14 protein-coding genes and 1 tRNA gene are annotated in these 13,488 nt (G+C 42.7%); 9 read left to right on the top strand and 6 right to left on the bottom strand.

All coding sequences use genetic code 11. From position 1 onward, the window contains the following. Positions 1–54: 54 nt before the first annotated feature. Complete coding sequence (locus DFR60_RS16960; protein WP_110323974.1) at positions 55–303, top strand: HAD-IA family hydrolase; 249 nt, start codon at positions 55–57, stop codon at positions 301–303. On the opposite strand, the gene DFR60_RS16955 is transcribed toward DFR60_RS16960, so the two are convergent. From DFR60_RS16955 to DFR60_RS16945, 3 genes are all read right to left on the bottom strand, one after another. After that, on the bottom strand, positions 294–1,175 hold the full coding sequence (locus DFR60_RS16955) for an alpha/beta hydrolase (RefSeq protein WP_110323973.1): 882 nt from the start codon (positions 1,173–1,175) through the stop codon (positions 294–296). The two genes, DFR60_RS16960 and DFR60_RS16955, sit on opposite strands and share 10 nt — an antisense overlap. 16 nt (positions 1,176–1,191) lie before the next feature. Further along, positions 1,192–2,544, bottom strand: coding sequence for an MFS transporter (locus tag DFR60_RS16950; protein ID WP_110323972.1), 1,353 nt, complete (start codon positions 2,542–2,544; stop codon positions 1,192–1,194). Between the two features lie 132 nt (positions 2,545–2,676). Continuing rightward, complete coding sequence (locus DFR60_RS16945; RefSeq protein WP_167437633.1) at positions 2,677–3,549, bottom strand: AraC family transcriptional regulator; 873 nt, start codon at positions 3,547–3,549, stop codon at positions 2,677–2,679. 254 nt (positions 3,550–3,803) lie between these two features. On the opposite strand from DFR60_RS16945, the gene DFR60_RS16940 reads away from it, so the two are divergent. After that, positions 3,804–4,616, top strand: coding sequence for an N-acetylmuramoyl-L-alanine amidase family protein (locus DFR60_RS16940; protein ID WP_110323971.1), 813 nt, complete (start codon positions 3,804–3,806; stop codon positions 4,614–4,616). Positions 4,617–4,657: 41 nt separating this feature from the next. Further along, positions 4,658–5,005, top strand: coding sequence for a hypothetical protein (locus tag DFR60_RS16935; protein ID WP_110323970.1), 348 nt, complete (start codon positions 4,658–4,660; stop codon positions 5,003–5,005). Between the two features lie 416 nt (positions 5,006–5,421). Here the strand turns inward: DFR60_RS16935 and DFR60_RS16930 are convergent, their stop codons facing one another. Together DFR60_RS16930 and DFR60_RS16925 are read right to left on the bottom strand one after the other, a co-directional pair. Beyond that, positions 5,422–6,048, bottom strand: a complete 627-nt coding sequence (locus tag DFR60_RS16930) for a hypothetical protein (RefSeq protein ID WP_110323969.1) — start codon at positions 6,046–6,048, stop codon at positions 5,422–5,424. A 311-nt stretch (positions 6,049–6,359) separates the two neighbouring features. Further along, entirely contained in the window at positions 6,360–7,406 is a 1,047-nt protein-coding gene (locus DFR60_RS16925) for a hypothetical protein (protein ID WP_146218615.1), read from the bottom strand. Between the two features lie 274 nt (positions 7,407–7,680). Here DFR60_RS16925 and DFR60_RS16920 point away from each other — a divergent pair, with 274 nt between their 5' ends. The 6 genes from DFR60_RS16920 to DFR60_RS16890 all read left to right on the top strand — a co-directional run bounded on the left by DFR60_RS16920 (position 7,681) and on the right by DFR60_RS16890 (position 12,856). Further along, positions 7,681–8,040, top strand: a complete 360-nt coding sequence (locus tag DFR60_RS16920) for a hypothetical protein (RefSeq protein ID WP_110323967.1) — start codon at positions 7,681–7,683, stop codon at positions 8,038–8,040. Positions 8,041–8,201: 161 nt separating this feature from the next. Further along, positions 8,202–8,477 carry a hypothetical protein gene (locus tag DFR60_RS16915; RefSeq protein ID WP_110323966.1) on the top strand — a complete coding sequence of 92 codons (276 nt, stop codon included), beginning with the start codon at positions 8,202–8,204 and terminating at the stop codon, positions 8,475–8,477. Between the two features lie 15 nt (positions 8,478–8,492). After that, positions 8,493–9,284 (top strand): hypothetical protein, encoded by a 792-nt coding sequence (locus DFR60_RS16910; protein ID WP_110323965.1) that lies wholly within the window; start codon positions 8,493–8,495, stop codon positions 9,282–9,284. After that, complete coding sequence (locus DFR60_RS16905) at positions 9,277–9,993, top strand: ATP-binding protein (RefSeq protein WP_243005106.1); 717 nt, start codon at positions 9,277–9,279, stop codon at positions 9,991–9,993. Before DFR60_RS16910 ends, DFR60_RS16905 begins: the two co-directional genes overlap by 8 nt. A gap of 161 nt (positions 9,994–10,154) precedes the next feature. Then, positions 10,155–11,213 carry a hypothetical protein gene (locus DFR60_RS16900; RefSeq protein ID WP_110323963.1) on the top strand — a complete coding sequence of 353 codons (1,059 nt, stop codon included), beginning with the start codon at positions 10,155–10,157 and terminating at the stop codon, positions 11,211–11,213. A gap of 311 nt (positions 11,214–11,524) precedes the next feature. Next, the gene (locus DFR60_RS16890; RefSeq protein WP_243005105.1) at positions 11,525–12,856 is read left to right on the top strand and encodes a tyrosine-type recombinase/integrase; all 1,332 of its coding nucleotides are present in this window, start codon (positions 11,525–11,527) and stop codon (positions 12,854–12,856) included. Positions 12,857–13,115: 259 nt separating this feature from the next. Here the strand turns inward: DFR60_RS16890 and DFR60_RS16885 are convergent. Beyond that, positions 13,116–13,187, bottom strand: a tRNA-Gly gene (locus tag DFR60_RS16885). Positions 13,188–13,488 lie beyond the last annotated feature (301 nt).

Genomic DNA, 13,488 nt, shown 5'->3' with positions numbered 1-13,488 from the left:
GACCTCCTGCGGTCTGAAAAATTATTTTGATTACGTAGTAAGCGGAGAAGAAACCTGGAAAGCAAACCGAATCCGGAAATCTATCTGCATACAGCAGGCACCCTGCAGTGTACACCGTCACAATGCCTCGTCGTGGAAGATTCCACTTACGGTATCATGGCCGGCCACGGAGCCAGTATGACCGTGGCTGCGCTCATCGACGACCGTTTTCATTTTGACCGTACACTGGCTGATTACAGCATGTATGAGCTCTCCGAAGTTCTCGCTATTCTGGATCAACTGGCCGCTGTGAATCAGCAATAGCTTCGAAAGAACTCGCATTCCTCATCGTTGCACCGTGAAGCCTCCTGCAGGCGGATGTTGCAGTGGAACACGTGTCCCAGAGGCCGGTCCGCGCAGCCATAATACCGGTATACAAACGGAATCTCAAACTCCATCAGCTTCTCCGCCAGAAGCGGCGCCTGTTCTCTCAGAAAATCTCCGGTAGCCGTCATGAGAAATACCGGCGGATACTGGCTGGTCACGTAATTCACGAGGCTGATTTTCTTGTATTCGTCTTTCGTCCCTCTCTCCGGCAGAAGATCTGCCATAAGCAGATTGCTCTGGTCCTTCTCGTCTTCGGAGACCGGCGCCCGGTAGACGCCGCAGTTCAGTGCAACAGCCGTCGGCGCAAATCCCACAGGCGGCTGAAATGGATACTTTGCCGCATATTCCGGGTTTGTACAGACAGCGGCATAAAGCCCCAGATTATGGGCCCCGGCAGAATCCCCCACACCGAAGATCCGCGTCCGGTCAAAGCCATATTCCTCCGCATGATCCAGCACCCAGGCAAACACCCGGTTTGTATCCTCCAGCGATGCCGGAAACTTATATTCCGGTGCGAGACGGTAGGTGAAATTTACGACTGCGAATCCGCGGCACGCCAGATCCATACAGTAGTACTGGTACCTCTCCTTGTCACCGTACACCCAGCCGCCGCCATGAACGCTCACAATAACCGGGAGTACCCCCGCCTTGTCTTTTGGACGGTATACATCGAGAATCTGCCGCTCTGCATCCTCCCCATAGACGATATCGTCAAAACGCCGGATTCCCTCCGGTGTGGTGAGACCGGCGTCCCGCCGGTCATCCCCCTCCCGAAACAGTTTACGAATTGTATCACTCATTTCTGACATAGTTATCTGTACCTCTCTATTTTGTATTTCGTTTTGCTTCCAGGTCATTCTGAATCTCCACAATATACTTATCGATATTCATCATGAAACACAGAACCAGGCAGATCACCGCGATGATCGCACCGCTGTATCCAAACCCGAACCGAATCATGGTAACAGCAGAAGCCGGCTGCACCGCAGCAGTCCCATCATATCCACCCATGGTAATGATCCAGGTGCAGAGGGCGGAGCCGAGGCCGATTCCAACCTTCATACCGAAGGATGTACAGCAGTTGACCAACCCTTCCGAGCGGACTCCGGTCTTCCATTCACCGTAATCCACGACATCCGCGGTCATCGCAAAGATACCGGACATGATCGGTCCCATTCCCGTCCCTTTTACGATCAGCCCCAGAAGAACCAGCGGGAAGCTGGAACCGGCCGCACCGATGATCAGCCCGCCCAGAGCCATCAGGAATGCGCCGCCAATCATCAGTTTCCATTTTCCGTATCTCTGAATGGCCTTCGGCAGCATAAGATTCACGATGATGGCCGGAATCGTGGTAGCCATGGATATGTAGGTTAAGTAACCCAGATTATTTAAAACGATGTTGCAAAAATAGAATGTTGTGGAACCGGTACTGACGATTCCAATATACAGAAACATGAACAGCAGACTCTGAATATAAAAATACCTGTTTTTGAAAAGTGCCGGCAGTGCTGTACTCAGCGGAACATTCTCCACCTGAACCACACCGGTTTCCGTGTCTTCTCCGATATGCTCCCTGGTACCCAGAAAGCAGATGAGACACATAAAAAATGTTACGATGCCGTAAATAATCGACAGCCAGAACCATCCCGCCGTAGACAAGAGGGTTGCTGTCACCGCATTGATAATCAGCGTTGTAAGCTGAGTCATGACAAAACGCGTAGTCGCCGCAGAGGCACGGTCCTGAACATTCAGCGTCATGCGCGACAGCAATGCATTAAACGGCAGGTTGTTGGCTGTATACACGATACAGTTCTGGAAAATATAGGTCAGATACGCATAGACCAGCTTTCCATTCCCGCTTAAGCCACCGGGAACATTAAATTCCAGGATCAGTGCGATCGCCATAAGCGGCGCCGTCCACAGCACCCACGGTCTGGCCTTGCCCCAGCGTGTCTTCGTCTTATCGACAATCGCCCCCATGATAATATCGGTAACCCCATCGAACACGCGCGCCAGCAGCATCATAGTGCCGACCGCGGCAGCAGCGATCCCCACAGTGTCCGTATAATACGCAGTCAAAAATGTGGAACACAGGGCTACTGTCACATTGGCTCCGCAGTCTCCCATACCATAAGAAATTTTTTCCGACCATGATAAACCGGTTTTCTTTTTTCCCATTGCTTCCCCTCTCCTGTAACTTGATTTTTATAATCCTCATTATAATGGAGACAGACAGGAAATTCCTTGCGTATTTTATCTAAAAACATCCATATATTGACCTGTACATGAAAATTCAGCCGCTATTCTTCTTTATTCTTCTTTATTTCTTTCCATTTTTCTATATTGGAATGGGGTTGCGCCATACTCCTCCTTAAACGCCAGAATCAGTCTCCGATCGTCAGAGAAACCATTATTGAGAGCAATTTCTAGAATTCCAGAATTAGAAGCCATCAACTGCATCCGCGCCTTTTGAAGGCGGTATTTCGTCAGGTACTCGATAAAGGTCATCCCCGTGTGCTTCTTGAAGAAACGGGCGAAATACTCTTTGGAAAAGTAAAACTTATCCGCGATCTCTGCCTGAGAAAGCTTCTCCATGTAATGGTTTTCAATGAACTGAAGGACGCCTTTCAACCGCTCGATGTTCTTTTGATTGTTCAGCGGCAGGATCACATTTTTCTCCGCCACTCCCTCCTGCGTGATATGGTAGAGAAGCTGGAGTACCAGTCCCTTTATATAAATCCGCTCATAGCATGACGTCTCCGACTCATCGTCGTAATGGGACAGTGTCACCATCAAATCCCCTATTTCCGGAGTCGTCATCTCCTTCTCATTGAGAAAATACATGTTTTTAAAGTCCGGAAATACCCCCTCCAGAAATTCCCGCGAAATAAGCAGCGCAATCACCACTTTTCTTCCGCTTCCATATACCGTGCGGTCCGGTATGATATTATGACTGCTTTCTGAGTTCACGACGATCAGCCTACCCGGCTGTGACTTGATGCAGGTCCCGTCAATATAATGCAGACTGTTCCCCTGCAGCGTATAAACAATCTCCAGTTCCTCGTGCCAGTGATTAAACAGAAGTTCATCACTGCTCGACGGATAATAGGGAATATTATAGATATGAAACGGATTATCCCCGTCATATTCAAACATCTGGCGCTTTGCAACAGGTTCACTCACATTCCCACCCCTTTCCAGCCCCGTCCGGCTGCTTTTCTTTCGTCTTAATGCACGGTCTTATCTTTCTTCGCTTTCGTCTCGGTGTGCTGTCTTATCTGCTACTGCCTCTGTCCTGATTATAGCGGATATTACGGCTTCTGTAAATTTAAACGTCAGCTCATTCATCCTCGTATTTGACAGGCAATCCAAAAAGAGATACACTTACTGTAATTCACCGTGCAAGGCGGTACCACTGACAGGAGGATCATAGCTTCATGAGATTAAACCAACGTCTTCTTACCATTTCCGCAGGATTATGTCTGTCCCTGGCACTCGCCGGTACAGTTTCGGCTGTCCGGCCGCAGGAGGCATATGCCGCGGTAAGCACGGCCAGCAGGAATCAAAGCACTGGCTGGCTGCACAAGGGAAATCAATGGCAGTATGCGCTCTCTGACGGCACCCTGATACGCGGCGGCTGGATCAGAGATGGAAACGGCTGGTACTACTTTGATGCCGATGGAATAATGGTGAGCGACACCACGCGCGACATAGAAGGCCATACCTACACCTTCGAACGCTCGGGAGCCTGGAAAGAGACGCCCCCAACGGACCCTCTTTTCGTCCATCTTCCATCCGGCCGGTTCGAGAATTCAGTCTATGAGCATCCCTGGGCCGGAATCCGTATTACACTGCCGGAATATACCTTTGTACAGACAGCCGAAGAACTGAATGTACTTTCCGCTCATGACTATATCCCAAGCTATTACGATTTCCTGGCTGTCACTCCGGATCAGTCGCTGTTTGGAGTCGTCATTCAGTATAACAGTGATCCGATGGAGCAGATTCTGAGGGACGATCTCAATGTATTTTCTGCATTCTGGGGGAAATACGATCTGACTCCGACTGCCCCCCGGCCCGTGACTGTGGCCGGCCAGACTTATCAGAAAATGGTCTGTAAAATACCGGAGAACCTCGAGATGAACGTCTACCTGCGAAATGAGGACAACAAAGTGGTCTATCTCTTCTCCATCGCCGCAGACGAAGAGACTGCCGACCGGTTAATTGAGACAGTTGTTCCCTGCGAGTAATCCACCGGGACACTGAGCTGCTGTAGAATTCAGGTGAGCTTATGATAAAGACAGAATTTGGAATCATGGATACAATCGATCCAGAAAAAAATTATGTGAAATATGAACCTCAGAAGTATGGCTGTGTTGCCATCGATGACGACAAGTATATCAATGACTGGTGGCCGCAGCTGATGTTGATCCAGACCTACACGCAGTCTCTCAGCCGCCCCTCCTTTGCCCTCGACAGATACGGTGTTACCTTAATCCCGCCGGAGTCTCTCCCCGCACTGCAGGATATCGTGATCAGCGACAAAAGAATCAATCACGATCACAACCTGATTGCGCTTGCAGACAGGATCAGCCAGGCGATCGATGAACAGAAGTATATGATACACTTTGGAGTGTAACGCAAAAACGGATTTCCATCTCTGGAAATCCGTTTTCTTATATAATAAGAGCGCGAGACGGGGATCGAACCCGTAACAGAACGAAAAAATAACCAAAATACAGGAGGTCTGAGAGGTGCTCTTCCGTACTCTACCCCATACTCTACCCGCGTTTTTAATCACCAAATATAAATTTTGAAATGAAAGCCGTCAAGGATTTTGGAAAAACGAAGCATGTCCTTGACGGCTTGGACTCAAAAAGAATGATACCCACCATTGAAAATGCCAGGAAAGACACTCACCCTTTCCTGGCTTGATTATCGGTTTATAGATTGTGAATAAAGGTGTGCACATTCTAAACCTTTTCACATGTACCCCTCTTTTCATTTTGTAATTTATGCACAGGAGGAATGTTACCCTCCTGTGCTTGTTGATTGTTAATCTGTTAATACATTACCGTATATGACATCTTCCTCAGGAATCATAATAAGCTCTTCATACACAAAGTTACCATCCATGTCATAATCATGAACATCTGCATTCGTATGGTCTGTTGACGGAATATGATCAACTAACAGATACTCGTCACCATGATACTTGTACATAAGTGCAGACGACCAATAACGCTGACCACCTAACTCTATTACAACATCCTGAGCTGTCTGACAGGTATTATCAAACGTACGATTAATGTAAGCAGTCATTGTGTGACCTACGACATTAATTCCAGCTCCCTCTAACATACACGTGTATAACTTATCAAAATGTCTGGTTTTATCCTTACCGATTACTTTAAAAATAGCATCAAACTGTAAGTCCCATTCATAGCTATTTTTAATGTAGTCCGCAACAGCTTTTATGCGTTCTTTCTCGTCTGCGATATCACGAAACTGCTCACCGAGATTTAATGCATACACAGTCTCTGCAGAATCTATTTTCGCGCCATTCATATACCAGCCATCAGCTTCCTTAGAATACACGAACATATCATTAGATGCAAATGCAGGTGTTGCCATAGTAACGCACATAGCTACTGTTAAAAGCATTCCTAATAATTTCTTCATAATATATTACCTCCTGTTAAATAAACATGGTCGTTATCTTCTCTATTTATGTATGTCCGGAGACCTTGTTTATTTACCGCAGTCGAAAGTTTTAGTAGCTTACTGCTTAACTCTTCTTATATTTAAATAATAGCACTTCTCTTTAGAATATGCAACCTTTTCCAGGCTAGGCTAAAGGTTGTTTCATAATTAAACAAACCTACTCAAAATATCAAAGGGGACAAGCTCATCTCTCTGCAAGTGAGTTGATTGCAATTGCTGAAATTTTATCAATATACATTGATGACTTATTTATTGCGAAATAATTGATTTTATTTGCATTGCTCTACAATATTTAGTATTTTTTTCATTACTATGCTTTGTTGACTTTTACTAAGCATTGCATACGTAATAGCTTTATTAAGACAATCTTGTTTCACACTCAGTACATGTCTATTTCCTGATGACACAGTACTTTTCACTAGCTTCATACAATAATACACGGTTTCAAAATTTATATTAGTGCTAAATTCATTTATAACTAATACACTATTGTATCTATACCCTTTTCTTTCATCATAAACAATACACTGCTTTTCTTGTTCCAACGTAATAAAACTCTTTTGCATACATATTAAGTTAATAATATCATCGTTAAATCCATGATTCATTATATTTGTAATATGCATGCGTGATGCTTCGACAGCTTCTTTTAAAATTGTATTGACTTCTTTTCTCATTCTACGTTCATATTGTAATGATAAAATTTGAGTTAAAAATTCTTTGCTTACTTTTAATTTTTCATAATAGTTATACAAGAAACTTATATATTCTTTATAATCACTCTTACTTTTATTCCATGTTTCCTTAACAATTTTTTCCTGCCACCCATCTAAAACCTCTTGTAAAATATCACTAATGTCCTCTAAATTTTTTCCCAACACTTCCAAAAAACTGTCATTCACCAAATCTAAATAATTAATGAATACATCAGTATAACTAAGTTCATCTTTAGAAAGTTTATATGGCTCATCAATCCATTCAGTATATAAATCTTGATTGATTTTTTCCTTTTCATTGCAAAATAATTTTTCTTTTTTCTCTTCATCAAGTTCATAATATAATTTCCTTTTTGTAAATAATTCTTTCCTTGTTAGACCCAGATATTTCTCACTGGCTTTTAAAAATTCATAATATTTAACGCCGCTATTTTTTCTTGCAAAACCACACGATGCAGTAAAGTATCTATGAACTGTCTTGACTGAACACTTTAGCTTATCGCTTACTTTTCTTTCATAATCAGTTGTAGACTTTTTTTGCTTCATCAATTCATAAACAATAATTGTACTAAATTGTAAAGCTGTATTTTTATCCATCATATTCACCTTCAAGAATTAAATCTGTGGACATTTCGATTTTTTGTACCAATCAGGTTTCTGTCCATTACATTTTCTCTGTTTTATATTATACTATGCTCATGTTGAGTAAATCAACCGACTTTATAAGACTACACAAACTCTTCCATCAGGAATAGACTTTGCAAAACAATCCATATCGCGCGATGTTTTACATACATGTACCTTGAAAATTTAAGATTAGAAACGTAATTGCTATGATAATAACAATACATTTTACAAAGATGAGGTGTTATAAATGGACGAAACAACAAACAAAGCAATTAATCTTTTGACCTTAGGAACCATTTTGATTGAAAGAACAAGAAAAGAAGATGAACGTTTAAAAGCCTTACTTTCCGAGATAAAAGCAAGTGGGGAATCCATAAACCAGTGTGTCATTCATGAAATTATAAACACCCGTTTAAATGAGCTTTTTATGGTTCGTGAAGCAATTGGAGAACTGATTGACAGAGTCGATTATCCTGATCTTTCGCATACGCTCAATTCGGTGCGCAAAGAAATATTCGAATTGGAAATTGAGATTTCCTGCGTTGAAGTAGATTTACAGCCATATTTATATTGCCCTGCTCTTGAGAAACCGGAAAAAATTAGCTAAACAGATATTTCATGCTGGGAGGTAAGGGTGTTCCTCCTCCCAGCAAAACCATATTTCAGTAAGACATCACCCGGGAATGTCAAACTGGTGAGGAAAAAATGAAACTTATCAAGTATTTCGGAAGTATTCCGAATAGCAAAAATCGAAAAGGAGATTTACTAATGATATTGAAAACTTTTGTTAAAATTTTAAATGCAAAAAGCAGTAAGTACATCGGAAGAGATGGTATTGAGCATCAGTCTTTTAAAATAACGTTCAGCCAGGAGGACGACAACATTGTTGGCGAGGCAAATGTAAATCAGGAGGTTTTTAACATGGTCGAGAAAGGTAAGGACTACGAACTTACAGGCGAGTACCGGCAGACCAAGAACGGAAATTTCATCTCGTGGACAGCTGCAAAACCGCTTGTAAATAACGGAAAAGCTACAATAATTTAGTGGAGGTACAGACATATGAAAGAATCCCTTAAAAAGTTTTGGAACTCTGCAAAAGAAACGGTAATGAATGGGCTGGAAACAGCCCGTTCCACCGGACTTCCACGAAAAATCATTTTGATTCTTCTGGGGGCTGCCTCTTGTATTATAGTAGTTATCCTCTTTATGAAAGCGCTGGGATATTTATTTGATTCCATATATTCCTTCGTCAACAGACACTTTTACGGTGTAGCAGCTACGGCCGCCGGCGGCTCCTGTGTTGCGCTGCAATACTACAAAAAGAAAGAGGAACGGGAACGGAAAATGGCGGAACTACAACATGGAAGTGACGCACAGAAAGAAAGATTCTGTAAAGGCTGCTACCAAACCATTGGGAACTGGCTGTACAGTGGAATTTTTTCTGCTCCTAATTTTAGCGCCCTTACCTCCTGCCAAAGACCGCTCCGTCCGGCTGACATGGGCAATCCAACGCTTGATGCATACACATACCGCGGCATGATGTACCACAGATACATGATTCCTAAAATAGATACGGAAAATCTCGACACCGCATTAATACGCTCTGCTGTCCAGGGTTTGATAGACCAGCATATTAGGACAAATGGACTTCCCCCGCTGATAGAACGTTCAGAAAACAATATGCTTTACGTGGACAAGGCAGAGGATATGAAAACGTATGTCACCCTGACACTGGTATTATCGTTTGATGATAGTTATATCCAACGCGTCGCCTACGAAAACGCGATGACAGAAGTACTCAACCAGACATACGGAAGCCGTACACTACAGGACGATGACTATCATGGCTGACGGAATTATTAAGCCTTTTGTAGACGAAAACTACTGGCAATACGGTGTTACAAAGTGGATTGAATGGGATATGACTTCAAGTGCACGCGCAATAATTTCCGGACCTTCAGGATCTGGAAAAACAGTATTAGCTACTGGTATTACTTCTAAAATTTCCCGTCATTTATCCGGGTGTGAAATTTTTCTACTGGATTATAAAAACGTGGATTTTGCATATTTAGAAGGGGCTAAGCATTACTTTAAATACGATGACTGCCTCGAAGGCTTTACGCAATTTTATGACATATTCGAGGAACGGCTTAAACAAAATACAACTTATAACTGGCTTGTCCTCTACATTGACGAATATCCTTCCTGGCTGCTTTCCTTTCCTGCAAAGGAGCAAAAAGAGATCATGTCCAAAATGGCCCGGCTTCTAAACCTCAGCCGTGCGAAACAAATTCATATCATCGTATCGGCACAGAAACCACTTGCAGAGTTTTTTTCTGTCGGCAGCCGGGAATCATTTTCTTTTAAGGTATTATTACAAGCGCCTTCAAAGGAAACGATAAATATGCTTATGCCCAGCTACAAAGATGAAATTGAGACGTGTCCTACCGGGGTTGGTTATTATACGGTTAATGATGCTAACCTGACTAAAATACGTGTCCCATTTCCACAAAATGTCAAAGCAATGCATGACGATCTGTGGAGTGCAGTCAACCGATAGCAAAGTTTTTCAGGGCGTCCGCCATGCGGAGCGTGGCGGGCAAGCCCTGAAAGCCTAAAGGCTTAGTATTAACCTTTAGGCCACATATGTGTCATGTGTCACGTGTCATTTTCTGTTATAATTTTAACAATACATTTCATTGAAAGAAGGTGTAAAAAGCATTGTCTACCCGTACAAGACGAATGCAGATCACTTGTAACAATCCTTTAGAAAAAGGATTTACTGCTGATAAAATCAAAGAAACCATGAAAAAATGGAAAACTGAATATTACTGTTTCTGTTATGAAACAGGAGAACAAGGCACCCATCATTTTCACCTGTATGTGAAGTTTAAAAATCCTCAGTCAGTGTCTACAATATCCAAACAATTTGACAATTCACACATCGAGGTGATAAGAAATTCAACATCTAAAGAGAATCGAGACTATACGAGGAAGGAAGGCGCCTATCTCGAAAGTGAAAAGAAATCAACAAACCACATAGAAACATTTTATGAGTCCTGCGAATGTCCAGATGATGGAAAAGACTATCAGGGACACCGCTCTGACATTGATGCCATGATTGCGCTTGTACAAGATGGAGCCTCAAATCTGGAAGTGGTTCAAGCGGTTCCCTCTCTGGCACTTCATCTGCCCGCAGTAGAACAATATCGTCAAGCATTTTGGGAAGATAAAGGCAAAGAATACCGTAACATGACAGTCTGGTATATCTATGGCAAAACGCGCACAGGGAAGACCTCCTATGTATACCAGTCACATGATGCAAGTGAAATCTATTCTGTCGTTGACTATAAAGGCTCTGGCATATGGGACAAATACGACACGTCCAGAACCCGGATTCTGCTATTAGATGAATACAGAAGTGCTCTGCCATTCTCCCTGATTCTCGCATTATGTGACGGCCAGCCATTAACTTTAAACTGCCGCTATGCGAACCGCGTCTGTCTCCATGATACTGTATACATTGTTTCAAATCTTTCACTGCTTGAACAGTATCCGAATATTCAGCGGGAAGAACCGGAATCATGGAAAGCATTTCTCGCCCGTATCAATCAGATAAGGCACTATTATGATTTAGGAAAGTATAAAGATTATACCGTAGACGAATACTTGCATATGGAGCAGCACCCACGCTCGTTACATGAATTTGAGTCATGCAGTACCGAAAATACTCCTTTCGGTAACGATCCGGCACGACAGTTAGAACTTCCCTTAATCTGAAAAAGAAAGCACAGGAATACAAAATGGAAATAATCACACTTTATCTCAGCCCCTCCGAACTGGCAAATGTCCGCGGAGTACCGCTGTCAGATATTTTTAAGGAACTTCGTCAGCACACGTTACCATATCTGCTGACAAACGATGGTATTAAAATACCTGTTACTTATATTTTTGATTCATCAATCTGATACAACTTGCTTCATACACCACTACAAACATATAACACCAATAAAATTTTTAATAAAATACGCAAACAAACAATAATAACACATTTCAGCAAGCTGTATCATCTCGAAAGGATGGTACATTTTTTGTGTATTTTAAACAATAAAAGTAAAGAAAACGCCACTGATTTATGGACAAATTTGGTAAAATATGATATAATAGATATAAATACGGAAGAGCTTCTCGAATTAATCAATATGACAAAACAAGAGAAAAAAGAGAATGCAATCCTTAAAGAGCACATTGAAAACTTTTACCATATCTGGACAAATGAAAAAGGTGTACATTTATCTTATCTACCGGATTCAACCAAACCAAAGGGACGGAAACCCGTTACTGCGTCCACACGGGAAAAGCTGGAACGGAAAATCATTGACTTTTATTTAGACAGGGAAAGCCAAGAGCAGGAAGCGCAAAAGAAAAACCAGTTGTCTACTCTGGCTGCTATTTATCCTTTGTGGCTGAAAATTAAAGGTCTGGAAACTAATGCAACCAGTTATATCCGCAGGATCGACAACGACTGGAATGCTTACTACAAAGATGATCCTATTATTAATCAGGATATAAGGACTTTTACAAAAGCGTCGCTGAAAGAATGGGCTTTAAATAAAATAAGAGAAAAGTCTCTTACCAAAAACCAGTACTATAATATGTCCATGATTATGCGGCAAAGCCTTACCTATGCTGTAGATCATGAGTTGCTGTCTTCCAATCCTTTTAATGAGTTTAAGATCGAAGGGAAACTGTTTAGGAAGGTTAAAAAGCCGGACGATAGTACTCAGGTATTTCTTACGTCGGAACGGCCTTTAATTGAATCCGAAGCATGGCGGGAATTTGACGAAAAAGGGTGTACAACGGCTCTTGCTATCCCCCTTGCATTTCAGACAGGTGTACGTTTAGGCGAACTGATTGCCATAAAAGAGACTGATATCTCCTCTAACGGTAAGTATCTTCATATTCATCGAATGGTACAGAAGCAGGAACGGCAACGGCCTGACGGCACATGGTACCCGGCCGTATGGGTCACCGTAGAACACACAAAGAGTTCCGCTGGTGACCGCGATGTATACCTTACAGAAGAAGCACGCCGCATTATTAAAATCATTCTTGACACAAACAAAGAGAGTGGTTTTTGCGATCATGATTTTCTGTTTATACACGGCGGGAAAAGAATTACTCCCCGTGCAGTTGATACGCGTATCCGTAAGTATTGCGATCATATCAATATCAACAGGAAAAGCACTCATAAGATCAGGAAATCTTATATCTCCGCTCTCCTCGATGCCGGAATAAATATTAATGAAATACGCCGCCAGGTCGGCCATGAGGACGAAAGAACTACGTTACACAATTACGCATTTAACCGTGCAACAACTGCCGAAAATGAATCCGATATGGAAAAAGCCCTTGCAAGTTAAGGTCTACCCTACTCTACCCCATAAAATATCACTAGGATAGACTAAAAAAAGCCGGAATCCCGCATAAACACAGGCTTCCGGCCACTTAATAAAAAGAGCGCGAGACGGGACTCGAACCCAATGCCGGAAACGGCTGCCTACATTTTTATGTAGACACTTCCAAAATTCTACCCCACTCTATCCCAGCAAGGACAAGTAAAAGAAATCAAAAAAAGCCGGAATCCCTTGTAAAATCAAGGTTCCGGCACCAAATAAAAAGAGCGCGAGACGGGGATCGAACCCGCGACCCCAACCTTGGCAAGGTTGTACTCCACCACTGAGCCACTCGCGCTTATTCTATAAAAACGAAGCGACTCTCATCTCTCCGTTTTCTCTTAGGGCATATACCCTCAAAACCACACATTGTACATATCTTTTCATCCGTTCTTATTTCCTCTGCCATTTCTGACAGCCAAAACACTAAGTTCGTGAACAACCTCTCTAAGTGTTTTGACATGCCTCGCACTAAACTCGAAACTACCTCGTTAAGTGCTCTGGCAACCTAAACCAACTTGGTTAAGCCCTCGACCTATTAGTGACAGTCAGCTGCACATGTTGCCATGCTTCCACCTCTGCCCTATCTACCTCGTCGT

The sequence above is a fragment of the Hungatella effluvii genome, from assembly GCF_003201875.1.
Classification (GTDB): Bacteria; Bacillota; Clostridia; order Lachnospirales; family Lachnospiraceae; genus Hungatella; species Hungatella effluvii.
This window is presented reverse-complemented; position numbering and strand designations above follow the sequence as displayed.

Coding starts and splice junctions, on each gene's coding strand:
- DFR60_RS16915 (WP_110323966.1), top strand. CDS start 8,202: ATGATATTGAAAACTTTTGTTAAAATTTTAAATGCAAAAAGCAGTAAG.
- DFR60_RS16935 (WP_110323970.1), top strand. CDS start 4,658: ATGATAAAGACAGAATTTGGAATCATGGATACAATCGATCCAGAAAAA.
- DFR60_RS16955 (WP_110323973.1), bottom strand. CDS start 1,175: ATGTCAGAAATGAGTGATACAATTCGTAAACTGTTTCGGGAGGGGGAT.
- DFR60_RS16910 (WP_110323965.1), top strand. CDS start 8,493: ATGAAAGAATCCCTTAAAAAGTTTTGGAACTCTGCAAAAGAAACGGTA.
- DFR60_RS16950 (WP_110323972.1), bottom strand. CDS start 2,544: ATGGGAAAAAAGAAAACCGGTTTATCATGGTCGGAAAAAATTTCTTAT.
- DFR60_RS16920 (WP_110323967.1), top strand. CDS start 7,681: ATGGACGAAACAACAAACAAAGCAATTAATCTTTTGACCTTAGGAACC.
- DFR60_RS16905 (WP_243005106.1), top strand. CDS start 9,277: ATGGCTGACGGAATTATTAAGCCTTTTGTAGACGAAAACTACTGGCAA.
- DFR60_RS16940 (WP_110323971.1), top strand. CDS start 3,804: ATGAGATTAAACCAACGTCTTCTTACCATTTCCGCAGGATTATGTCTG.
- DFR60_RS16925 (WP_146218615.1), bottom strand. CDS start 7,406: ATGATGGATAAAAATACAGCTTTACAATTTAGTACAATTATTGTTTAT.
- DFR60_RS16930 (WP_110323969.1), bottom strand. CDS start 6,048: ATGAAGAAATTATTAGGAATGCTTTTAACAGTAGCTATGTGCGTTACT.